This window comes from Novilysobacter longmucuonensis, from assembly GCF_046600735.1.
Classification (GTDB): Bacteria; Pseudomonadota; Gammaproteobacteria; order Xanthomonadales; family Xanthomonadaceae; genus Novilysobacter_A; species Novilysobacter_A longmucuonensis.
The window spans coordinates 25,688-47,338 of sequence record NZ_JBJMAW010000017.1 but is presented as its reverse complement, the minus strand read 5'-3'; the positions used below and the strand labels follow the sequence as shown (position 1 = coordinate 47,338).

Genomic DNA, 21,651 nt, shown 5'->3' with positions numbered 1-21,651 from the left:
GGATGTCCCGCCGGACATCGGTGCAGCTCTCCGTGCGGCTCGTCAGCGCGGAAAGATGTCGCGGCTGAACTGCATGGTCGAACGCGCACCGCCTTCGCGCACGATCGTCAGGTCGAAACGCAGCGTATCGGGCGGCGCGACCCGGGCCGTCCCGACGTAGTCGACCAGGTCTCCGTTGCGCACCTCGCGCATCTCGATGCCCTGGCTGACCCCACGCAGGTCGGTCGCGGTGGCCGTGATCCGTGCCGGCAGCGCGGTCTCTTGCGCCTCCGGCCCCAGGCGCACGCCGACCAGCAACAGCACCGTGTTCTCGTCGCGCTCCAGCCCGTACTGCGCGGCCACCGCCTCGCCGATCATCGCCGTCGGCGCCACGCTGGCGCGGATGCTGACGTCGCCGACCCGGCTGGTCGCCTCCTGCTGCGTGGCGTTGGCGTGGCTGGCGGTCGCCGATGGTGCGGATGGTTCGCGGCCGCAGCCGGCCACGGCCGCGACCGACGTCAGCAGCACGGCGCAGCCGGCGCGGCGCATGGACCGGGCCCATGACGGCATGCTCAACGATTCCATGCTCAACGACGCCATGCTCAACGAAGCCACGCGCGGTAGCAGCATGCTCAATCGTGGGCCGCCGACAGCTCGCGCCCGCGCACCGCGGCGGCGGCCACCGCCTTGGCGACCAGCGCCTCGAACCCGCCGGCCTGGAAGGTCTCGATCGCGGCGTGGGTGGTGCCGTTGGGCGAGGTCACCTGCCGGCGCAGTTCCGCCGCCGGCTGCTCCGATTCGGCCAGCATGCGCGAGGCGCCGAGCAGGGTCTGGGTGGCCAGCGCGCGCGCGGTCTGCTCCGGCAGGCCTTGGGCCACGCCGGCGGCCTGCATCGCCTCGGCCAGCAGGAACACGTAGGCCGGGCCGCTGCCCGAGACCGCGGTCACCGCATCCATCTGCGCCTCGTCCTCGACCCACACGGTTGGCCCCACCGCACCGAGCAGGGTCGCGGCCTGCTCGCGCTGCGTCGAGGTGGTGGGCTGGTTGGCGAACAGGCCGGTGATGCCGGCGCCCAGCAGCGCGGGCGTGTTAGGCATCGCCCGCACCACCGCCATGCCGCCGCCGAGCCAGTGCGAGAGCTGGCCGGAGGTGATGCCGGCGGCGACCGAGATCGCCAGCGGCGGATGTGCCTGCGCCTGTTCGGTCATGGCGTTGCAGACGCTGCGCATGACCTGCGGCTTGACCGCGAACAGCCATACGCTGGCCCCTTCGGCTGCCTCGGCGGCGGTGGTGAACGTGGTGACGCCGAACTCGCTGCGCAGCGACTGGCGCAGGGCGTCGACCGGCTCGGCCACCCGGATCGAGGCCGGCGCCGCGCCGCGCGCGACCATGCCGCCGATCAGGCTGCGGGCCATGTTGCCGCCGCCGATGAAGGCGACGGTGGGGGATTCGGGGTTGGAGACTTGGGATTCGGGACTCATCGGACCACCAGTTGCGTGAACGTGTGGCCAGTCTAAGGCGAAGCCCCGGTGGCTGCCCAAGCCCGTGCACCCGCGCGCCTCTGTAGGAGCGGGCCATGCCCGCGACCGGTCCACCACATGCAAAGCGATCGCGCCCATGGGGCGCTCCTACAGAAAAGCGTTGGCAGGAGCCGGTGATGCCGGCATGCATTCTTGTAGGAGCGGCTTCAGCCGCGATCGGATGCCAGAAGCATCGCGGCTAAAGCCGCTCCTACAGTTCCGCCGCCGATCAGCCCGCCTTCCCCGGTCGCGCCCCGAACAGCGCCCTGCCGACGCGCACCATCGTCGCGCCTTCGGCGATCGCCAGCGGGAAGTCCTCACTCATGCCCATCGACAGCGTGTCGATATGCGGATGGACGCGCTGCAACTCGTCGAAGCAGGCACGCATGCGACGGAATGCATCGCGACGGCGTCGGGACTCGGGCGAGGGCGCCGGGATCGCCATGAGCCCGCGCAGGCGCAGGGCCGGTGCGGCGGCTACCGCACGTGCCAGACCGGCGATCGCGTCGGGGGCGCAGCCGTGCTTGCTGGTCTCGTCATCGATGTTGACCTGGATCAGCACGTTAAGTGGGAGTTGATCCCCGCGTCGGTGCCGGGCGAGCGCAGCTACCAGCTTCTCGCGATCCACGGTCTGCACCCAGTCGAACAGCGCCGCGGCGTCGCGCGCCTTGTTCGACTGCAGGTGACCGATCAGGTGCCATTCCAGTCCAGCCGCGGCCGGGTCCAGCGCGGCCAGTTCGGTGCGCCGGGCGGCGGCTTCCTGCACGTAATTCTCGCCGAACGCGCATTGTCCGGCCGCCGCGAGCTCCGCGACCGCGGCCGCGGACTGGCTCTTGGCGACCGCCAGCAGGCGCGGCGGTGGCCGGTCGGGCGCACGCGCCGCGTTGTTCAGGAGTTGGCGGACGTCGTTCAGGTTCTGGGCGAGCACGCCGGGGAGTCCTCACTAGGGTTCGAATTTGCGACGGCGGGCAGTGGCTATACTGCCGCGCAGGGGTAGTATCGTTCCAATCGGCGGCCCCTGTGCGGGGCCGCCCTGCAGTGCGGGGAGCACTCATGGACATCGCCGAACTCCTGGCGTTCTCGGTAAAGAACAAAGCATCCGACCTGCACCTGTCGGCCGGCTTGCCCCCGATGATCCGGGTCGACGGCGACGTGCGCCGGATCAACATCCCGGCGCTGGACCACAAGCAGGTCCACGCGCTGGTGTACGACATCATGTCGGACAAGCAGCGGCGCGACTACGAGGAATTCCTCGAGGTCGACTTCTCGTTCGAGATCCCCGGCCTGGCCCGCTTCCGCGTCAACGCCTTCAACCAGAACCGCGGCGCCGGTGCGGTGTTCCGCACGATTCCGTCCGAGGTGCTGACCCTGGAGGATCTCGGCACCCCGCGCATCTTCAAGGAGTTGATCGATCAGCCGCAGGGTCTGATTCTGGTGACCGGCCCGACCGGCTCGGGCAAGTCGACCACCTTGGCGGCGATGATCGACCACATCAACAAGAACGAATACGGCCACATCCTCTCGGTCGAGGACCCGATCGAGTTCGTGCACACCTCGCAGAAATGCCTGATCAACCAGCGCGAGGTGCACCGCGACACCCACGGATTCAACGAGGCGCTGCGCTCGGCGCTGCGGGAGGACCCCGACTACATCCTGGTCGGCGAGTTGCGCGACCTGGAGACCATCCGACTGGCGTTGACCGCCGCCGAAACCGGCCACCTGGTGTTCGGCACCCTGCACACCTCCTCGGCGGCCAAGACCATCGACCGCATTATCGACGTGTTCCCCTCGGGCGAGAAGCCGATGGTGCGCAGCATGTTGTCGGAAAGCCTGCGCGCGGTGATCTCCCAGGCGCTGCTGAAGAAGGTCGGCGGCGGCCGCACCGCGGCGTGGGAGATCATGGTCGGCATCCCGGCGATCCGAAACCTGATCCGCGAAGACAAGGTCGCGCAGATGTATTCGGCGATCCAGACCGGCCAGCAGCACGGAATGATGACCCTCGACCAGCACCTGCAGGACCTGGTCAAGCGCGGCCTGATCGCACGCCCGCAGGCGCGTGATTACGCCAAGGACAAGCGTCTGTTCGATTGACCGGGACTCGGGACTCGGGACTCGGAAAAGCGTAACGCTGCATTGATTTTTCTACACAAGCGGGTTGCAGGACGACGGATCAGGATGAGCAGAGCGTGCTTCTGCGAGTCCCGGATTCCGAGTCCCGAGTCCCGCCGGAGACAGGCATGAACACCACCAGCAGCACCGGCCCCAATCCGGCCACCGGCACCAGCATCGACTTCACCTCGTTCCTCAAGCTGATGGCGCACCAGAAGGCGTCGGACCTGTTCATCACCGCCGGCATGCCGCCGGCGATGAAGGTCCACGGCAAGATTTCGCCGATCACCCAGAATCCGCTGACGCCGCAGCAAAGCCGCGATCTCGTGCTCAACGTGATGAACCCGCTGCAGCGCGAGGAGTTCGAAAAGACCCATGAGTGCAATTTCGCGATCGGCGTCGCCGGGATCGGCCGCTTCCGCGTGTCGTGCTTCTACCAGCGCAACCAGGTCGGCATGGTGCTGCGCCGGATCGAGACCAAGATCCCTACGATCGAGGAGCTGAGCCTGCCGCCGGTGATCAAGACGCTGGCGATGACCAAGCGCGGCATCATCATCTTCGTGGGCGCCACCGGTACCGGTAAGTCGACCTCACTGGCGGCGATGATCGGCTACCGCAACCAGAACTCGACCGGCCACATCATCACCATCGAGGACCCGATCGAGTTCGTGCACAAGCACGAGGGCTGCATCATCACCCAGCGCGAAGTCGGCATCGACACCGACAGCTGGGAGGCCGCGCTCAAGAACACCCTGCGCCAGGCGCCCGACGTGATCATGATCGGCGAGGTGCGCACCCGCGAGGGCATGGACCACGCCATCGCCTTCGCCGAGACCGGCCACCTGGTGCTGTGCACGCTGCACGCCAACAACGCCAACCAGGCGATGGACCGCATCATCAACTTCTTCCCCGAGGACCGCCGCAACCAGTTGCTGATGGACCTGTCGCTGAACCTCAAGGGCGTGGTCGCGCAGCAGCTGATCCCGACGCCCGACGGCAAGAGCCGCCGCGTCGCGATGGAGATCATGCTCGGCACCCCGCTGGTGCAGGACTACATCCGCGACGGCGAGATCCACAAGCTCAAGGAAGTCATGAAGGAGTCGACCCAGCTCGGCATGAGGACCTTCGACCAGGCCCTGTTCGAGCTCTACCAGGCCGGCGAGATCAGCTACGAGGACGCACTGCGCTTTGCCGACTCGCAGAACGAGGTGCGCCTGCGGATCAAGCTCGCCCAGGGCGGCGACGCCAAGACCTTGGCACAGGGCATGGACGGGATCGAGGTCGCCGAACTGCGCTGACGGTCGTTATCGCAGGTGGGAAACAGCCGGGCCGATGCCCGGCTGTTTTGTTTTCGGGGCCGTGTATCGGGTGCGGAGCGGAGACAGGCTGCGAGGTGGTCCTCGTCGCGGCCGATCGAAGGGCTCGCGGCTGAAGCCGCTCCTACAAAAGCCGGGGAGTTCCGCAGGCCTCGTAGGAGCGGCTTCAGCCGCGAACCACAATGATCCTCGCCGCGCTCCCCACCAGAGGCTGCGCGCCGGGCAACCCTCACCACACCAGCGCCGCGACCCCCACAAGCAGCACCAGCACCACCAGCGCCGCCACCGCCAGCCCGGCGCGATGCATCGTCGACCACAACTGCCAGCTGCGGCCGCGTGCCTGCTGGTCGAACCGGCCGTGGGCGCCGAATTCCCCCTCGACCGGCTCGAACAGGTTGTCCGGTCCCGGTGGCAGCGGGTCGTCGGTGATCTGGCCCTCCCAGGCCTGGCGACTCAGCACGCGATCCGCTAACGCCGGCGCGAACTTGTTGCCCCAGATCGCCTTGACCGCGGGAAAACCGACGCAGACCTCGCGCCGGCCGGCATAGGCGGCATGGCGGATGCCGCGCGCGGCCAGTTCCGGCTGGAAGATCGGCGGCACCGGCTGCGCCCGGTGCTGCATCTTGTTGCGGGCCCAGTCGAACTGAGGCGTGTTGAACGCCGACAGCTGCACCATCGTCAGGCGGATGTTGCAGCGCTCGTGCATCAGCTCCACCCGCAGCGCATCGGTGAAGCCGCGGATCGCGAACTTGGCCGCGCAGTACGCCGACTGCAGCGGGATGGCCCGGTACGCCAGCGCCGAGCCGACCTGCACGATGGTGCCGCGGTTGCGCCCGCGCATGCGCGCCAGTGCCGCCAGGGTGCCGTGGACGGTACCGAGGTAGGTGACCTCGGTGACCCGCCGGTATTCCTCCGGGGTGACGCGATGCACCGGGGCGAACACCGTCACCATCGCCGAGTTGATCCAGATGTCGATCGGCCCGAACGCCTCCTCGACCCGGGCGGCGGCCGCTTCGACCTGGGCCGCATGGGCCACGTCGGCGACCAGTTCCAGCGCTTCCCCGCCGAACGCGCGGACCTCCTCGGCGGCCGCCTGCAGACGTTCCCGCGAGCGCGCCAGCAGTCCGATGCGGGCGCCGTGCCGGGCGAACTCGCAGGCCACCGCGCGACCGATGCCGGCCGAGGCGCCGGTGATCACGACCACGTCGGGGCGCCCGCCGCGGCTCATTGCGCGGGGTAGGCCATGGTGCTCAGCAGCGCCAGTGCTTCCCGCCGCGAATCCAGGCGGGTGTGCTGCACGACCACCGGCACGTCGGATTCGATGACGCTGGCATAGTCGCTGTCGTGCGGCACCGGCTCGGGATCGGTGAGGTCGTTGAAGCGCAGGTGGCACGTGCGCCGCGCCGGCACGGTCAGGCGGTAGGGCCCGACCGGCTCGCGATCGGCGAAGTACAGCGTGATCCGCAGTTGTGCATCATGGTCGCCGCAGTTCAGCACGCACGCGGTCTCGTGGCTGGCGAAACGGCGGTCGCGTGGGCCGTCGTCGGGAGGGATGTAGCCCTCGGCGATCACCCAGGTGTGTCGCCCGATTGATGTGGTTGCTGCGGCCATTGGAGTCTCCTGTCTCTGCGAAGGTTTGCGGTCGCGGCTCAATGCGCTGGTCGGATGCCAGCGCAACCACGGCGTCACACCCGGTAGGCCGCGAGGTCGTGCTCGCGCAGGGCCAGGCCTTGGCCGGGGGACGCCCGGTCAGGCACCAGCATGCCGCCGCGCCGCGAGTGCCAGCGCCTGGCCGCGATCGTAGGCGCCGTTGGCCTCGACCATCAGGCCGGGCGTGCTGCCGATCGCCGTGCGCGCGGCCGATCTTCATCTTGACCCGGTCGATACCCTGCTCGATCCAGCCCGACAGCTGGGTCGACCGCTGGACGTCGTCATAGCTGGTGAACCCGCCGCTGCCGTACACCGGCACGCGATCGCGCGCCGCGCCCAGCAGGTCCGGCAGCGATACCTGGAGCAGCCGCGCCTTCAGATCCCACAGCGCCACGTCGAGCGCCGATACCGCCATCGCGCCGAGTCCGGGATGGCCGATGTTGCGTAACGCAGCCACCGCCTCGCCATGCAGCGCCGCGGTATCGAAGGCATCGCGGCCGCGCGCCAGCGGCGCCAGCGATTCGGCGATCACCACCGCGACCGCGCGGTGTCCATAGGTGTAGCCCAGCCCGCTGCAGCCACCGGCGTCCACCCGCACCGTGTCCAGGGTGCTGCTGTCCCAGGCGACGGTGCCGTCGGACTCCGGGGCACTGGTCGGCACGGTGAAGGCGTCGGTGCGGACCCGCTGGATCGGGCAGTCCGGCTTCACCCGCGGCCCTGCCCCGGCAGCATGCTCGCCGCGACCTGCTTGACGCTCTGCTTGATGATCCCGCCGCGGTCGGGATCTCCGTGCACCAGCGAGGACATCAGTGCACGCGCCTGCTCCAGCGTGATGTGCGGCGGCAGCGGCGGCACGTCGGGATCGGTGATGAACTCCAGCAGCACCGGGCGGTCGGCGGCGAAGGCCTCGTCCCAGGCCCGGCCGATGTCGTCGGGACTGTCGATGCGGATACCGCGGAAGCCGAGCATTTCGGCGTATTTGGCGTAGGGAAAATCAATCACGTCCTGCGCGGCGGAGAACTTGGGATCGCCGGCCAGCACCCGCTGTTCCCAGGTCACCTGGTTGAGGTCGTGGTTGACCAGCACCAGCACGATGAAGGTCGGGTTGCTCCAGTCCTTCCAGTACTGCTGCACGGTCAGTAGTTCACCGCTGCCGTTCATCTGCATGGCGCCGTCACCCACCATCGCGATCACCGGGCGGTCCGGGTGGGCGGTCTTGGCGCCGATCGCGTAGGGCACGCCGCTGCCCATGGTGGCCAGCTGGCCCGACAGCGAGCCGTTCATGCCGCGGCGCATCTTGACGTCGCGCGCGTACCAGTTGGTGTGCGAGCCCGAATCGCCGCACAGGATCGCCCGCTCCGGCAGGCGCGGCGACATCTCCCAGAACACCCGTTGCGGGTTGATGGGCTTGGCCTCCACCATCGCCCGCGCCTCCAGGTCCTTCCACCAGCCGGCGACGTTCTGCTCGATGCCGCGGCGCCAGCCGCGGTCCTGCTTGGGCAGCAGCAGCGGCAGCAGGCGGCGCAGGGTTTCGGCGCTGTCGCCGACCAGGTTGACCTCGGTCGGGTAGCGCATGCTCATGTTGCGCGGCCGGATATCGATCTGCACCGCGCGGGCCTGGCCGTCCTTGGGCAGGAACTCCGAGTACGGGAAGGTGGTGCCCACCATCAGCAGCGTGTCGCAGTGCTGCATCATTTCCCAGCTAGGCTCGGTGCCGAGCAGGCCGATCGAACCGGTCACGAACGGCAGCTCGTCGGGCACCGCGGCCTTGCCCAGCAGCGCCTTGGCCACGCCGGCGCACAGCTTCTCGGCGACCTCGATGACCTCGTCGGTGGCCAGGAGCGCTCCCGCGCCGACCAGCATCGCGACCTTGCTGCCCTCGTTGAGCACCGCCGCGGCGCGCTGCAGCTCCTCCTCGTTGGGCTGCGGCCGCGGTTGGGCGTGGCCGACACCCGAGTAGACATGGCCGTGCGAGCGCGGCGGGCTGTCGACCGCGTCTTTCTCCTGCAGGTCATTGGGCACGATGATGCAGGTCACCGCGCGTTCGGCCGCGGCGATGCGCATCGCGCGATCGACCACGTGGCGCACCTGGGCCGGCGCGCTGACCTGCTCGACGTAATTGCACACGTCCTTGAACAGGCTCTTGAGGTCGGTTTCCTGCTGGTAGTCGCTGCCCAGCGCGGTCATCGCCTGCTGGCCGACGATCGCGACCACCGGCATGTGGTCGCCCTTGGCGTCGTACAGGCCGTTGAGCAGGTGGATCGCGCCGGGGCCGGAGGTGGCCATGCATACGCCGGTGCGGCCGGTGAACTTGGCATAGCCGCAGGCCATGAACGCGGCCATTTCCTCGTGGCGCACGCGCACGTAGACGAAGCGGTCGGACGCGCGGCCGAGCGCGCCCATGATGCCGTTTATGCCGTCGCCGGGGTAACCGAAGATGCAGTCCACGCCCCAGTCGGTCAGGCGCTGCAGCAGAAAATCGCCGACGGTAGTGCTCATGTCGAGTCCTCGCCTACGGATGGAGTGTGCTGGTGGCGTTCCACCGTCCGCCGCGTGCGGCGCTCGCCCGCCCGCCCGCGGCTGTTGCTGATGAAGGCGTGGTCGGCGAGCGACGATGGCATGGGGTGCGATGCTCCCTGGCGGCGCGGGCGCGTTGCCGGACGAGAGGTCGGGGTCGGCACGCGCCGACGCTGGAGGTCGCCGCCAGCGTGCCCCTAGCCGCGTGGGTGACCTCGCGGATGACAACGAATGGAGCGGCGGCGACGGGGGCCTTTGCACTGTACCCAGCGCCTGTCGGCGCCCGGTGAAACCGCGCTCCTTTGTCGGGGACGTGGTCAACTCGGCCGCTGTGCGGCCTGTGAACGGTAAACGGTAAGAGCAACAGCAACAGCAACAACAAGTCATCGTTGATCATCTGCTCGAATGGCGTGGCGGTGGCTTTGCTCTTGCACTGACCATTGACCGTTCACCTCAATCCACTTTTTCGATCAGTGTCTGTGCATCGAACCGCGCGTGGACCTTGGCGTCGTTGTCGAAGTAGCGATAGACATCGCGCTGCTTCGTGCGCGGCATCTCCTTGTGCGCCGGGGTGCTTCCGACGCGCTGTGCGCTCGCGTCCGGTGGTCGCCGGAATGCGAGCAAGAGAGCCGCTTACGCGGCGACCGCTTCGCCCGGCAGGGCGGCGAGCCAGTCGTCGTCGGAACCTTCGGCCACCCCTTCGAACAGGAACGTCGACAGATAGCGCTCCCCGGTATCGGGCAGCATCGCCAGCAGGACCGTGCCGTCCGGCGCCTGCGCGGCGACTTGCAGGGCGGCCGCGACGGTGGCGCCGGCGGACAGGCCGACGAACAGGCCTTCCTCGGCGGCCAGCCGGCGTGCGGTGTCGCGCGCATTGACATCGTCGATCGGGCGGATCTCGTCGGCGACGCCACGATCCAGCACGCCCGGCACGAAATCCGGTGTCCAGCCCTGAATCTTGTGCGGCTGCCACTCCTGCCCCGACAACAACGCCGCGCCCGCGGGTTCGCAGGTCACGATCCTGAGCTCCGGCCGCGCCAGCTTCAGCACCTGGCCGGCGCCGGTCAGGGTGCCGCCGGTGCCCCAGCCGCTGACGAAATAATCCAGCCGCCGGCCGGCAAAGTCGCGCAGGATCTCCGGGCCGGTGGTGCTGCGGTGGTAGGCCGGATTGGCCGGGTTGTCGAACTGCTGCGCGAGGAACCAGCCGTGGCGCTGCGCGAGCTCCGCGGCGCGGCGTACCATGCCGCTGCCGCGCTCGGCTGCGGGCGTCAGGATCACTCGCGCCCCGTAGGCGCGCATCAACTTGCGGCGCTCGATCGAGAAGGTTTCGGTCATCACCGCAACGAACGGGTAGCCGCGCGCGGCGCAGACCATCGCCAGCGCGATGCCGGTGTTGCCGGAGGTGGCCTCGACCACCGTCTGGCCCGGCTTGAGCGCGCCGCTGCGTTCGGCATCGAGGATGATCGCCAGCGCCAGCCGGTCCTTGACCGAACCGCCGGGATTGGACGCTTCGACCTTGGCGTACAGCGAGACGTGCGCTGGCGCGAGGCGCTGCAGTTTCACGATCGGGGTGTTGCCGATAGTGTCGAGGATGCTGTCGTGCAGGGGCATGGGATTTCTCGCAGTCGAGGGGGTGTGCTCTTGCTCGTCATCCCCGCGAAGGCGGGAACCCAGCGGCTTTGCTGCTCATGGAGTTGGAAAGCAAAAAGTCACTGGGTTCCCGCTTTCGCGGGAATGACGTCTGGTGAGGGCGGCGCGGGTGATGCTCATGCGGCTTGGGGTAGCGACTCGCGCGCGCGATCGGCTGAAGTCGAAGCGACCGTGGACAAAGGCTCGCTGCCAAACCAGTGCAGCTCACGCGCCAGCGCGGCGACTTCGCCGAGGATCAGCAGCGCGGGCGACACCACCGAGTGCGCCTGCGCGATCTCCGGCAGTTCTGCCAGCGTGCCGGTGATCACGCGCTGTTGCGGGCGCGAGCCGTTCTCGATCAATGCAAAAGGGGTGCCGGCCGCGCGGCCGTGGGCGAGCAGGCGCTCGCGCAGCTGCGGCAGCCCGGCCACGCCCATGTAGACCGCGAGCGTCTGCCGCTCCTGCGCCAGCGAACGCCAGTCCAGCGCATCGGCCGAGTCCCTGCAGTGCGCGGTCACCAGCCGCACCGACTGGGCGTGGTCGCGATGGGTCAGCGGCACGCCGGCATAGGCGGCGCAGGCCACTGCGGCGGTGATGCCGGGCACCACTTCGAAGTCGATGCCATGGGCGTGCAGGAACTCGAGCTCCTCACCGCCGCGCCCGAACACGAACGGGTCCCCGCCCTTGAGCCGTACCACGCGTTTGCCGGCGCGCGCGTGCTCCAGCATCAGCGCATGGATGGTCTCCTGCGGCGCGTGGTGCCACCCGGCCTGTTTGCCCACTTCGATCAGCTCGGCATCGCGCCGCACCAGCGCCAGCACCTCGGCGCTGACCAGGCGGTCGTGCAGGATCACGTCGGCTTCGTTGAGCACACGCAATCCACGCAGCGTCAGCAGGCCGGGATCGCCGGGGCCGGCGCCGACCAGCGCGACGCTGCCGCGGGAGTCCGATGCATCCTCGGCCAGTGTCCGCTCGAAGGTCTCGCGGGCGGCGGCATGGTCGCCGCGACGCAGCAGCGACGGCACCGCGCCGCGCAATACGCGTTCGAAAAAGCGGCGGCGCGCGCCGAGCTCGGGCCAGCGTGCGCGGATGCGCGCGCGCTGGCGCGTCAGCAACGTGGCCAGTGCCCCCAGTGACTCGTCGAGCTGGATCTCGAGCTGCTCGCGCAGATGCCGCGCGAGCATGGGGGCGCCGCCGCCGCTGGAGATCGCGATCTGCACCGGCCCGCGCTCGACCCGCGACGGCACCTGGAAACTCGACTGCCCGGCGTCGTCTACCACGTTGACCCACACCCGCCGCGCCTCACCGGCCTCGGCGACGGCGCGATTGGTCGCGACGCTGTCGGTGGCGGCGATCGCCAGCCACGCATCATTCAGCCAGTTCGGGTCGAAACGTCCGCGGCGGTGCTCGATGCGGCGCTCGTCCGCCAGCTGCTTGAGCGAGGCTTCCAGCGCGGGTGCCCCGACGGTCACGCGCGCGCCGGCCTCCAGCAACGCGGCAACCTTGCGCCGTGCGACCGTGCCGCCGCCGACCACCAGCACGCAGCGGCCGCGCAGGTCGGCGAAAATCGGAAACAGGCGGGGCGGGGACGAACCGGTGGTCATGGCGGCACTTCACAAGGTGGTGCCGTGACGCTAGGCCTTGCATGCGCCGAGCGGAAATAAGCAATCGATCGCCGGGCATGCCGGGCGGTCATAAGCGATGACGGAGATCGGCTGGACGCGGCCGGGAGCACCGGGTAGCTTCGATTGCATCGCCCCCGGGTGTTGGGGGCGCCCGTCCGGAAGCTGCGCCATGTACCTGCGTTGTCCACTCAAACGTTGTCGCCCGCACGCCTGAACCGCGTCGCCCCGACCTCTTCCGGACCGGATCCGATGACCCTGACCCAACTGCGCTATCTCGTCGCCATCGCCGATTCCGGCCTCAACATCACTGTGGCCGCCGAACGCGTGCATGCGACGCAGCCGGGTTTGTCCAAGCAGCTCAAGCAGCTCGAGGACGAGCTCGGCTTCCAGCTGTTCGTGCGCAAGGGCCGCAGCCTCGAAGCGATCGCCCCGACCGGCCAGCGCGTGCTCGCGCACGCCCGCCGCATCCTGGAGGAAGCCGCCAACATCCGCGCCTACGCCGCCAACGAACGCGGCGAAGCGGTCGGCCGGCTGATCATCGCCACCACCCACACCCAGGCGCGGCACGTGCTGCCAAGCGCGATCGCCGCGATCAAGCGCCGGTTCCCGCAGGTCAGCGTGCACCTGGAGCCGGTGGCCGACGGCGAGGTGCTGGAGCAACTGGCACATGGCGCCGCCGACGTTGCGGTGCTGAGCACCGCCGGCCAGGTCCCCGATGGCGGGATCGCGGTGCCGCTGTTCCGCTGGCGACGGCAGGTGCTGGTGCCCGGCGGCCACCCGCTGGGCAGCCTCGCGCACCCGCCGAGCCTGGCCGACCTGGCGCTTTATCCGCTGGTCAGCTACGAGTCCTCGGTCCGTCCGGAATCATCGTTGCGCCGCGCCTTCGCCGCGGCCGGGCTCGAGCCGCAACTGGCGATGACCGCGCGCGATGCCGACCTGATCAAGACCTACGTCCGTGCCGGCCTCGGCGTGGGCCTGCTGGCCGAGATGGCAGTCGGTGCGCGCGAAGACGAGGACCTGTTGGCCCTGGCGGCGCCGGCCGAGCTGCCCGAGTGCATCAGCTGGGCGGTGCTGCCACGGGCACGGGTCTCGCGCGACTACGCGCTCGAGCTGATCCACGCGCTGGCGCCGCAGCTCGATCTGCGCGACCTGCGGCGCGTGCTGGAAGGCAACCAGGAAGCCGACTGGGCGCTGCCGCCGAGCTGGGTGGAGTTGAGCCAGCCGATCACGCAGTGATGCGTAGGGTGGGTACGCCGTTTGTGCCCACCATCGGCGGCGTGGGCACAAACGGCGTGTCCCCCTACGTCGCTGCGAAAGCAGACGTGTCCACCACACGGATGCTGCCTGCCGTTGTAGGAGCGGCTTCAGCCGCGATCCAAAACCGGCGCCTGTCGACCGTTCCAGATCGCGGCTGAAGCCGCTCCTACATGTGCGGGGCGCGAGGCCGCTCAGGCGGCGCGGTCGGCGTCGCTGTCGAAGTGCAGGCCGCACTCGCGCTGCAGGCCGAAGAACCGGGTGTCCTCAACGCGCATGCCCGGCTCCAGCCGGCGGGTGGTGTGCACGTCGCCGATCGACACGTAACCCTCGTGCCACAGCGGGTGATACGGCAGGTCGTGCTGTTGCAGGTAGGTCCAGACGTCGCGGTCGGACCAGTCGGCCAGCGGGTGCAGCTTCCAGCGGCCATCGCGCAGTTCCAGCACGTCGATGTCGGCACGGCTGCGCGCCTGGCTGCGGCGCAGGCCGGCGATCCAGGTGCGCACGCCGAGCTCGCCAAGCGCGCGCTGCATCGGCTCGACCTTGCGCAACCGGTTGTAGCGCTCCAGCCCCTCCACCCCGTCTTCCCACAGCCTGCCCATGCGAGCCTCCATCCAGGCCGGCCCGACCTGCGGCCGGTAGACCTTCAGGTTGAGGTCGAGGCGCTCGACGAGCTGGTCGATGAAGCGGTAGGTCTCGGGAAACAGGTAGCCGGTGTCGATCAGGATCACCGGGATGCCGGGTTGCTGGCGGGTGACCAGGTGCAGCGACACGGCCGCCTGCGCACCGAAACTCGACGACAGCGCGTGCGTACCGGCGGTGTTCTCCAGCGCCCAGGCGACACGCTCGGGCGCGCTGCGCCGGGTCAGCCAGCTGTTGAGCTCGGCCAGCGCACGCGGCGACTCGGCGGCGGTGATCGGGTCGGGGAGCGGCCCCCCGCTTGCGTTACTTGTCGATTGTCGATCGGGAGCGGCGGGCCGCTCTCCCTCACCCGTCCCTTCGGGCCACCCTCGCCCGCGAGCGGGAGAGGGATCAAAGGTGCGGCCTTCGGCCGACTGGTCTTTCTCGGGGCTCATGCGGATACCTCCGGAACGGCAGGGGCCTGGGCGAGCAGCGCTGTGCGCAGCAGGAAGTCGCCGAAACCCTCATCGGCCTGGTGGTCGGCTGCATACCGCGCCAGCAGGGGATCGAGCGCGGCGAGGATCTCGGGCTCGCCGATGTTCTCGCGGTACAGGGTGTTGAGCCGCTGGCCGCGATGGTCGGCGCCGAGCATCAGGTTGTAGCGACCGGGCGCCTTGCCGACCAGCGCGATCTCGCCCAGGTACGGCCGCGAGCAGCCGTTCGGGCAGCCGCTGACGCGCAGGTTGATCGATGCATCCTGCAGCCCGTGCTTTTGCAGCAGCGTTTCGAGCTTGCCGAGCAGCTCGGGCAGGTAGCGCTCGGCCTCGGCCATGGCCAGCCCGCAGGTCGGCAGCGCGACGCAGGCCAGCGCATTGCGCCGCAGCGGCGATGCATTGCGGTAGCCATCCAGCCTGTAGAGCGCGACCAGCGCGTCGATCACGTCGCGGCGTACGGCGGGCACGCCGGCGATCACCAGGTTCTGGTTGGGCGTCATGCGGATCTCGGCGCCCTCGTCATGGTGGTGCAACACGCGTGCGATCTCGCGCAGGCCGCTGAGGTGGCGCAGTCCCGGCCCCTCGGTCTGGGCGATGTCGACGATGCGTCCGGCCGGGATGCGCAGCGTCAGATGGCTGCGGCCGTCGTCGCCCTCGACCCAGCCGAAACGGTCGCCGTTGTGGCGGAACTCGAACGGCCGCGCCGGCGCGAGCCGGAACCCGGCACGGCGTTCGATCTCGATGGTGAACGCGTCCAGGCCGTGGTCGTCGATGGTGTACTTGAGCCGCGCGCGCTTGCGCACGCTGCGGTTGCCATGGTCGCGTTGCGCGGTCACCACCGCTTCGGCGACCGCGGTCACCTGCGCGGGGCTGACGAAGCCGATCACGTCGCCCAGCCGCGGGTAGGTCTCCGGGTCGCCGTGGCTCGCGCCCATGCCGCCGCCGATGCTGACGTTGTAGCCGGCCAGCGCGCCGTTCTCGATCACCGCGATGAACCCCAGGTCCTGCGCGAATACGTCGACATCGTTATAGGGCGGGATTGCGAAACCGATCTTGAACTTGCGCGGCAGGTAGGTCGCGCCGTAGATCGGTTCGTCAACGGCCGGTTCCGTAACCGCATGCTCCGTACCAGCATGCTCCACAACAGCATGCTCCGCGACGGCAGGCCCGCCCACCTTCGGAGTGCCGGCGACGCGCTGCTCGTCGAGCCAGATCTCATAGTACGCGCGGGTGCTCGGCAGCAGGTGCTCCGACAGCGCGGCGGCCTGCGCGTACACCCCCGCGTGCGTGCGCGACAGCAGTGGGTTGGCGGCGACCGCGACGTTGCGGTTGACGTCGCCGCAGGCGGCGAGCGTATCGATCAGCGCGGCGTTGATCGCCTGCATCGTCGACTTGAGTTCGGTCTTGATCACGCCGTGGAACTGGAACGCCTGCCGTGTGGTGATGCGCAGCCCGCGCTCGGCATAGGTGGTGGCGATCGCATCGAGCTTGAGCCACTGTTCCGGGGTGACCACGCCGCCGGGCGTGCGGGTGCGGATCATGAAACTGTAGGCCGGCTCGAGCTTGGCCAGCCGGCGCTCCTCGCGGATGTCGCGGTCGTCCTGCTGGTAGCTGCCGTGGTACTTGATCAGCGTCTGGTCGTCCTCGCGCAGAGCTCCGGTCACCGGATCGGCGAGGCTCTCAAGCAGATTGCCGCGCAAGCCGCGGCTGGCGCGCTTGATCTCCTCGACCGCATTGGTTTTGCCGGTTTGTGCGCTCATCAGTAGACGTCCCGGGCGTAGCGGCCCTGCTGTTGCAGCGTGTTGATGTATGCCTCGGCGTCCTCGCGCGAGCGGCCGCCGTGCTCGGCCACCACGTCGATCAACGCCGCATGCACGTCCTTGGCCATGCGGGTGGCATCGCCGCAGACGTAGAGGTGGGCGCCGCCTTCGAGCCAGTCGTACAGCGCCCGGCCGTGCTCGCGCAGGCGGTGTTGCACGTAGATCTTCTCGGCCTGGTCGCGCGAAAACGCCAGATCCAGCCGCTGCAGCTGGCCCGACCCGAGCGCTTGCTGCCACTCGGTCTGGTAGAGGAAGTCGCTGCGGAAGTGCGGGTTGCCGAACAGCAGCCAGTTGCGGCCGGTGGCGCCTGCAGTCATCGGCCGTGTCGCGGCGCGCTCCTGCACGAAGCCGCGAAACGGTGCGACGCCGGTGCCGGGGCCGATCATGATCACGTCGCGCGCCGGATCGGCGGGCAGCCGGAAGCGCTCGTTGCGCTCGATGAACACCGGCAGCCGGTCGCCTTCGCCGGCGCTGGCGAGGCAGTGCGAGGCGGTGCCCCAGCGCGTGTCGGCGCCGCGCTGGTACTGCACGTGGGCGACGGTCAGGTGCGCTTCCTCGCCGACCAGCTTCTGGCTGGACGCGATCGAGTACAGCCTGGGGGTCAACGGCCGCAATGCGGCAACCAGTTCCTCGCCCGACCACTCGCCCCGATGCGCCTGCAGCAGATCGATCACCTGGTGCTCGGCGAGCAGCGCACTGAACGCCGCCGCATTGTCGGGCGCCAGCAGGCGATCGAGCGCGTCGCTGCCGGCGCGCGCGGCGTGCCTGGTCACGAACGGACGTGACAGCCGGGTCAGCTCGCGCTTTCTGTCGAGCCACTCGCGCAGCGGCAGCTCGTGGCCACCGTGCTCGATGCGCTGGTCGCCGTCCAACCGCAGCACCTCGAGCACCGCCTCGACCAGCGCCGGCGGATTGCTCGGCCACACGCCAAGCGCATCGCCGGGCTCGTAGTGCAGGCCCGACTCCTCCAGCGACAGCTCCATGTGGCGGATGTCGCGGTCGGACGATGACCGGTGGCCGCTGGCGGTGGTGATGCGCTGGTTGGCCAGCACTTCGGCGGCGAACGGATGGTTACGATCATGCGTCGAGGCCGCCGCGGCGGCGAGCGGCCGCAACGGCGTGACCGTCGCCCGCGGCAGCTGTTGCGGAGATTGCAGCGGCTTCAGCGCATCCTTTGCTGCGCCCAAAGCCTGTTCGATCCAGGGCGTGGCGACGGTCTCGATGTCGAGATCGGCCTCGCCGCGCGCGAACAGCCGCGTCGCGCCGAGTGCGGCCAGGCGCTCGTCGAGCTGGCGCCCAATCACGCAGAACTGCGGATAACTCGAATCGCCCAGGCCGAGCACGGCGTAGCGGAGCTGCTTGAGCTCGGGCGCACGCTTGCTGGCGATGAACTCGAGCAGGCCGCGTGCATCATCCGGCGGATCGCCGTCGCCCTGGGTGCTGATGACCACATACAGGTGGCGCTCGTTCTTGAGTTCGCGGGTTGGATAGGCGTCGGCGCGCAGCAGGCGCACCGCCAGCCCGGCGGCCTCGCTGCGCTGCGCCAGTTGTTCGGCGAGCCGTTTGGAGTTGCCGGTCTGGCTGCCGTAGACGATCGTCAGCGCCGGTGCATCCTGCGATCCGGTGGCGGGGCTGGCGGCAGGCGCGGCCGGCAGCGGCTGCGCCCGTGCCAGTCCCGCGGCATAGCCCGACAGCCACCACAGCCCGGCACCGTCGAGGCCCTCGGTCAGGCGCGACAGCAGGACGGTCTGGTCTTCGGTCAGCAAAGCCGGGGACAGCGGCGGCGTGGCAGGTACGGCGGAGGCGGGCATCAAGGCGCATCTGGTTTTGGTTCAACGCCAGACTAGGCAGCGGCCTGCGCACCGGGAAAGGATGCGTGGTTATGCGCTTATGCACTCCGCGCATTTCCGGTGCGGGCGGTGCGTTCCGATACTGCGGGCCAGCCACGGGCCGGTCGCATGCGTCCGCCGGCAGCTTGAGCATCGCGCCCGGATTTGCGTCAGGATTCCGCTTCGCGCCATTCACTTTGCTCCATTCATTTTCTAACCCACGGTTGTCAGCGATGCCCCTGCCGTCCCCATACCCGCTCGGCCACCTCGACCGTCTCGAAGCCGAGAGCATCCACGTCCTGCGCGAAGTCGCGGCCGGGTTCCGCAATCCGGTGATGCTGTACTCGGTCGGCAAGGACAGCTCGGTGCTGCTGCACCTGCTGCTCAGGGCATTCCACCCGGCGCGGCCGCCGATCCCGCTGCTGCACGTCGACACCGGCTGGAAGTTCGCCGAGATGATCGCCTTCCGCGACCGCCGCGCCGCCGAGACCGGCATCGACCTGCGCGTGCACATCAACCTCGACGGCATCGCCCAGGGCATCGGCCCGATCAGTCACGGTGCCAGCGTGCATACCGACGTGATGAAGACCCAGGGCCTGAAGCAGGCGCTGGACGCCGGTGGTTTCGACGCCGCGATCGGCGGCGCGCGGCGCGATGAGGAAAAATCGCGCGCGAAGGAGCGGATCTTCTCGTTCCGCAACGGCCAGCACCGCTGGGACCCCAAACAACAGCGCCCGGAGCTGTGGAGCCTCTACAACACCCGCGTGCAGCCCGGCGAGAGCGTGCGCGTGTTTCCGATCTCCAACTGGACCGAGCTCGACATCTGGCTCTACATCTATCGCGAGAACATCCCGGTGCCGTCGCTGTACCTGGCCGCCAAGCGACCGGTGGTCGAGCGCGACGGCGCGCTGATCCTGGTCGACGACGCGCGCCTGCCCTTGCGCGAGGGCGAAGCCCCGGCGCTGAAGAAGGTGCGCTTCCGCACCCTGGGCTGCTACCCGCTGACCGGCGCGATCGAGTCGCAGGCCGACACGCTGGAAAAGGTCATCGCCGAGATGCTGGTCGCCACCACCTCCGAGCGCCAGGGCCGCATGATCGATCACGACCCGGGCGCGTCGATGGAGAAGAAGAAGCAGGAGGGGTACTTTTGATCGCGATATTGTCGACATCGGGCGCGGGACCGGGGACCCGGGACCGGGGACCCGTTAAAAGCACTATGGGCATCCAGCGGAGCCGTCTCGCCTATTCGGTATTGGGTGGGCAAGGCTTTTGCTCCTCCCGGGTCCCGGGTCCCCGGTCCCCGGTCCCGACTGGAGGCGCCCGATGACCACCGCCACCGCCACCGCCATCGCCGAATACCTCCGCCAGCACGAAACCAAGAGCCTGTTGCGCTTCATCACCTGCGGCAGCGTCGACGATGGCAAAAGCACGTTGATCGGCCGCCTGCTGCACGACACGCGGCTGCTGTTTGACGACCAGCTTGCCGCGCTGCAGTCCGACAGCCGGCGCCACGGCACCCAGGGTGACGCGGTCGACTACGCGCTGCTGGTCGACGGGCTGGCGGCCGAGCGCGAGCAGGGCATCACCATCGATGTCGCCTACCGCTTCTTCAGTACCGACAAGCGCAAGTTCATCGTCGCCGACTGCCCCGGGCACGAGCAGTACACCCGCAACATGGCGACCGGCGCCTCGACCGCCGAGGTCGCGGTGGTGCTGGTGGACGCGCGCAAGGGGCTGCTGACCCAGACCCGCCGGCACAGCTACATCGTCTCGCTGCTCGGTATCCGCCACGTGGTGCTCGCGGTCAACAAGATGGACCTGGTGGGGTACGACCAGGGGGTGTTCGACGGCATTGTCGAGGGCTACCGAACGCTGGCCGCGCAGCTCGGCATCGAGCAGGTGCAGGCCATTCCGCTGTCGGCACTCAACGGCGACAACCTGCTGCTGCGATCGGATGCGACGCCGTGGTACGACGGCCCCAGCCTGCTGGCGCACCTGGAGACGGTCGAGGCCAGCCGGGACAATCGGGACATCGGCTTCCGCCTGCCGGTGCAATGGGTCAACCGGCCGCACCAGGACTTCCGTGGTTTCGCCGGCACGGTGGTCGCCGGTTCGATCGAGCCAGGCGAGGAGGTCGTGGTGCTCCCCTCGGGGCGGCGTTCGAAAGTTGCGCGTATCGTGACCGACGCCGGCGACCTGACCGCCGCGAACGCCGGCCAGGCGGTGACGCTGACCCTGGCCGACGAGCTCGACGTCAGCCGCGGCGACGTGATCGCCACCGCGGCGCGGCCGCCGCAGGTCGCCGACCAGTTCGCCGCCCACCTGCTGTGGATGGGCGAACACGCCCTGCTGCCGGGACGGCCGTACTGGCTCAAGCTCGGTGCCCGCACCGTCAGCGCGACGGTCACCGAGATCAAGCACAAGGTCGACGTGAACACCCAGGCGCACCTGGCGGCCAAGCACCTGGAACTCAACGAGGTCGGCTACTGCAATCTTGGCCTGGACCAGCCGATCGCGTTCGAGGCCTATGCCGACAATCGCGAACTCGGCGGCTTCATCCTGATCGACCGCCAGAGCAATGCCACCGTCGCCGCCGGCACGCTCGATTTCGCCCTGCGCCGCGCCGGCAACATCCACTGGCAGCACGTCGATGTCGACAAGGCCGCGCGCGCGCGCAGCAAGCACCAGGCGCCGCGCTGCGTATGGTTCACCGGCCTGTCGGGCGCGGGCAAATCGGCGATCGCCAACCTTGTCGACAAGCGCCTGCACGCGCTCGGCCATCACGCGTTCGTGCTCGATGGCGACAACGTGCGCCATGGCCTCAACAAGGACCTGGGCTTCACCGACGAGGACCGGGTCGAGAACATCCGCCGCGTCGCCGAGGTCGCGCGGCTGATGACCGAGGCCGGATTGATCGTGCTGGTGAGCTTCATCTCGCCGTTCCGTGCCGAGCGGCGCATGGCGCGCGAGCTGTTCGGGCAGGGCGAGTTCATCGAGGTGTTCGTCGATACCCCGCTGGAGGTCGCCGAGCAGCGCGACGTCAAAGGGCTCTATGCCAAGGCGCGGGCCGGGCAGATCCCGAACTTCACCGGAATCGATTCGCCGTACGAGAAACCCGAGTCCGCCGAGCTGGTGCTCGATACGGTGAACACGAGCGCGGAGGCGCTGGCCGAACGCGTGGTTGCGCTGGTGTTGGGCGACGGGCCGGCGGCGTGACTCCCGCGTGATGTGCTTGCCATTGTTCCCCTCCCTTTGTTGTAGGAGCGGGCCACGCCCGCGACCGTTACC

Annotated in this window: 17 protein-coding genes; 5 read left to right on the top strand and 12 right to left on the bottom strand. The window is 69.1% G+C overall.

Annotation, left to right across the window (positions count from 1 at the left end):
* Positions 1-42: 42 nt before the first annotated feature.
* The 3 genes from ACJQWM_RS12875 to ACJQWM_RS12865 form a co-directional block, all read right to left on the bottom strand.
* Positions 43-528, bottom strand: a complete 486-nt coding sequence (locus ACJQWM_RS12875) for a DUF4426 domain-containing protein (RefSeq protein ID WP_411306878.1) — start codon at positions 526-528, stop codon at positions 43-45.
* A gap of 83 nt (positions 529-611) precedes the next feature.
* Positions 612-1,460: a pyrroline-5-carboxylate reductase gene (gene proC / locus ACJQWM_RS12870; RefSeq protein WP_332704628.1), complete on the bottom strand. Its 849-nt coding sequence runs from the start codon at positions 1,458-1,460 to the stop codon at positions 612-614.
* Between the two features lie 268 nt (positions 1,461-1,728).
* Positions 1,729-2,427: a YggS family pyridoxal phosphate-dependent enzyme gene (locus tag ACJQWM_RS12865; RefSeq protein ID WP_411306877.1), complete on the bottom strand. Its 699-nt coding sequence runs from the start codon at positions 2,425-2,427 to the stop codon at positions 1,729-1,731.
* A 125-nt stretch (positions 2,428-2,552) separates the two neighbouring features.
* Here ACJQWM_RS12865 and ACJQWM_RS12860 point away from each other — a divergent pair, with 125 nt between their 5' ends.
* A complete protein-coding gene (locus ACJQWM_RS12860; RefSeq protein ID WP_332704626.1) occupies positions 2,553-3,590 on the top strand; it encodes a type IV pilus twitching motility protein PilT in 1,038 nt (345 codons plus the stop codon).
* 146 nt (positions 3,591-3,736) lie between these two features.
* Entirely contained in the window at positions 3,737-4,906 is a 1,170-nt protein-coding gene (locus ACJQWM_RS12855; RefSeq protein ID WP_332704624.1) for a PilT/PilU family type 4a pilus ATPase, read from the top strand.
* A gap of 247 nt (positions 4,907-5,153) precedes the next feature.
* Here the strand turns inward: ACJQWM_RS12855 and ACJQWM_RS12850 are convergent, their stop codons facing one another.
* The 6 genes from ACJQWM_RS12850 to cysG form a co-directional block, all read right to left on the bottom strand.
* The gene (locus tag ACJQWM_RS12850) at positions 5,154-6,152 is read right to left on the bottom strand and encodes an SDR family oxidoreductase (protein WP_332704622.1); all 999 of its coding nucleotides are present in this window, start codon (positions 6,150-6,152) and stop codon (positions 5,154-5,156) included.
* Positions 6,149-6,496, bottom strand: coding sequence for a sensory rhodopsin transducer (locus ACJQWM_RS12845; protein ID WP_332704620.1), 348 nt, complete (start codon positions 6,494-6,496; stop codon positions 6,149-6,151). The genes ACJQWM_RS12850 and ACJQWM_RS12845 overlap by 4 nt, the downstream gene beginning before the upstream one ends.
* Positions 6,399-7,283, bottom strand: a complete 885-nt coding sequence (locus tag ACJQWM_RS12840; protein ID WP_332704618.1) for an enolase-like domain-containing protein — start codon at positions 7,281-7,283, stop codon at positions 6,399-6,401. Before ACJQWM_RS12840 ends, ACJQWM_RS12845 begins: the two co-directional genes overlap by 98 nt.
* Positions 7,280-9,073, bottom strand: a complete 1,794-nt coding sequence (locus tag ACJQWM_RS12835) for a thiamine pyrophosphate-requiring protein (protein WP_332704616.1) — start codon at positions 9,071-9,073, stop codon at positions 7,280-7,282. Before ACJQWM_RS12835 ends, ACJQWM_RS12840 begins: the two co-directional genes overlap by 4 nt.
* 651 nt (positions 9,074-9,724) lie before the next feature.
* Positions 9,725-10,702 (bottom strand): cysteine synthase A, encoded by a 978-nt coding sequence (gene cysK, locus ACJQWM_RS12830; protein WP_332704614.1) that lies wholly within the window; start codon positions 10,700-10,702, stop codon positions 9,725-9,727.
* A gap of 155 nt (positions 10,703-10,857) precedes the next feature.
* Positions 10,858-12,324, bottom strand: a complete 1,467-nt coding sequence (cysG, locus tag ACJQWM_RS12825; protein WP_332704612.1) for a siroheme synthase CysG — start codon at positions 12,322-12,324, stop codon at positions 10,858-10,860.
* 270 nt (positions 12,325-12,594) lie between these two features.
* Between cysG and ACJQWM_RS12820 the strand changes: the two genes are divergently transcribed.
* The gene (locus tag ACJQWM_RS12820) at positions 12,595-13,581 is read left to right on the top strand and encodes a LysR family transcriptional regulator (protein ID WP_332704610.1); all 987 of its coding nucleotides are present in this window, start codon (positions 12,595-12,597) and stop codon (positions 13,579-13,581) included.
* 212 nt (positions 13,582-13,793) lie between these two features.
* Here ACJQWM_RS12820 and ACJQWM_RS12815 read toward each other — a convergent pair whose 3' ends face one another.
* Genes ACJQWM_RS12815 through ACJQWM_RS12805 form a run of 3 tightly spaced genes read right to left on the bottom strand, consistent with a single transcriptional unit; the run spans position 13,794 to position 18,345 of the window.
* Entirely contained in the window at positions 13,794-14,675 is an 882-nt protein-coding gene (locus ACJQWM_RS12815; protein WP_332704608.1) for a phosphoadenylyl-sulfate reductase, read from the bottom strand.
* A complete protein-coding gene (gene cysI / locus ACJQWM_RS12810; RefSeq protein ID WP_332704606.1) occupies positions 14,672-16,474 on the bottom strand; it encodes an assimilatory sulfite reductase (NADPH) hemoprotein subunit in 1,803 nt (600 codons plus the stop codon). Before cysI ends, ACJQWM_RS12815 begins: the two co-directional genes overlap by 4 nt.
* On the bottom strand, positions 16,474-18,345 hold the full coding sequence (locus ACJQWM_RS12805; protein ID WP_332704604.1) for an assimilatory sulfite reductase (NADPH) flavoprotein subunit: 1,872 nt from the start codon (positions 18,343-18,345) through the stop codon (positions 16,474-16,476). The genes cysI and ACJQWM_RS12805 overlap by 1 nt, the downstream gene beginning before the upstream one ends.
* A gap of 251 nt (positions 18,346-18,596) precedes the next feature.
* Here ACJQWM_RS12805 and cysD point away from each other — a divergent pair, with 251 nt between their 5' ends.
* Together cysD and cysN are read left to right on the top strand one after the other, a co-directional pair.
* Complete coding sequence (gene cysD / locus ACJQWM_RS12800) at positions 18,597-19,514, top strand: sulfate adenylyltransferase subunit CysD (protein ID WP_332704602.1); 918 nt, start codon at positions 18,597-18,599, stop codon at positions 19,512-19,514.
* Positions 19,515-19,686: 172 nt separating this feature from the next.
* Positions 19,687-21,579, top strand: coding sequence for a sulfate adenylyltransferase subunit CysN (gene cysN, locus ACJQWM_RS12795; RefSeq protein ID WP_332704600.1), 1,893 nt, complete (start codon positions 19,687-19,689; stop codon positions 21,577-21,579).
* Positions 21,580-21,651: the final 72 nt, after the last annotated feature.

Bases quoted from the DNA above. Each gene is read 5' to 3' on its own strand.
- cysD (WP_332704602.1), top strand. From the start codon at position 18,597: ATGCCCCTGCCGTCCCCATACCCGCTCGGCCACCTCGACCGTCTCGAA.
- cysK (WP_332704614.1), bottom strand. From the start codon at position 10,702: ATGCCCCTGCACGACAGCATCCTCGACACTATCGGCAACACCCCGATC.
- ACJQWM_RS12850 (WP_332704622.1), bottom strand. From the start codon at position 6,152: ATGAGCCGCGGCGGGCGCCCCGACGTGGTCGTGATCACCGGCGCCTCG.
- ACJQWM_RS12875 (WP_411306878.1), bottom strand. From the start codon at position 528: ATGCGCCGCGCCGGCTGCGCCGTGCTGCTGACGTCGGTCGCGGCCGTG.
- cysN (WP_332704600.1), top strand. From the start codon at position 19,687: ATGACCACCGCCACCGCCACCGCCATCGCCGAATACCTCCGCCAGCAC.
- ACJQWM_RS12835 (WP_332704616.1), bottom strand. From the start codon at position 9,073: ATGAGCACTACCGTCGGCGATTTTCTGCTGCAGCGCCTGACCGACTGG.
- ACJQWM_RS12820 (WP_332704610.1), top strand. From the start codon at position 12,595: ATGACCCTGACCCAACTGCGCTATCTCGTCGCCATCGCCGATTCCGGC.
- ACJQWM_RS12815 (WP_332704608.1), bottom strand. From the start codon at position 14,675: ATGAGCCCCGAGAAAGACCAGTCGGCCGAAGGCCGCACCTTTGATCCC.
- cysG (WP_332704612.1), bottom strand. From the start codon at position 12,324: ATGACCACCGGTTCGTCCCCGCCCCGCCTGTTTCCGATTTTCGCCGAC.
- proC (WP_332704628.1), bottom strand. From the start codon at position 1,460: ATGAGTCCCGAATCCCAAGTCTCCAACCCCGAATCCCCCACCGTCGCC.
- cysI (WP_332704606.1), bottom strand. From the start codon at position 16,474: ATGAGCGCACAAACCGGCAAAACCAATGCGGTCGAGGAGATCAAGCGC.
- ACJQWM_RS12855 (WP_332704624.1), top strand. From the start codon at position 3,737: ATGAACACCACCAGCAGCACCGGCCCCAATCCGGCCACCGGCACCAGC.
- ACJQWM_RS12860 (WP_332704626.1), top strand. From the start codon at position 2,553: ATGGACATCGCCGAACTCCTGGCGTTCTCGGTAAAGAACAAAGCATCC.
- ACJQWM_RS12805 (WP_332704604.1), bottom strand. From the start codon at position 18,345: ATGCCCGCCTCCGCCGTACCTGCCACGCCGCCGCTGTCCCCGGCTTTG.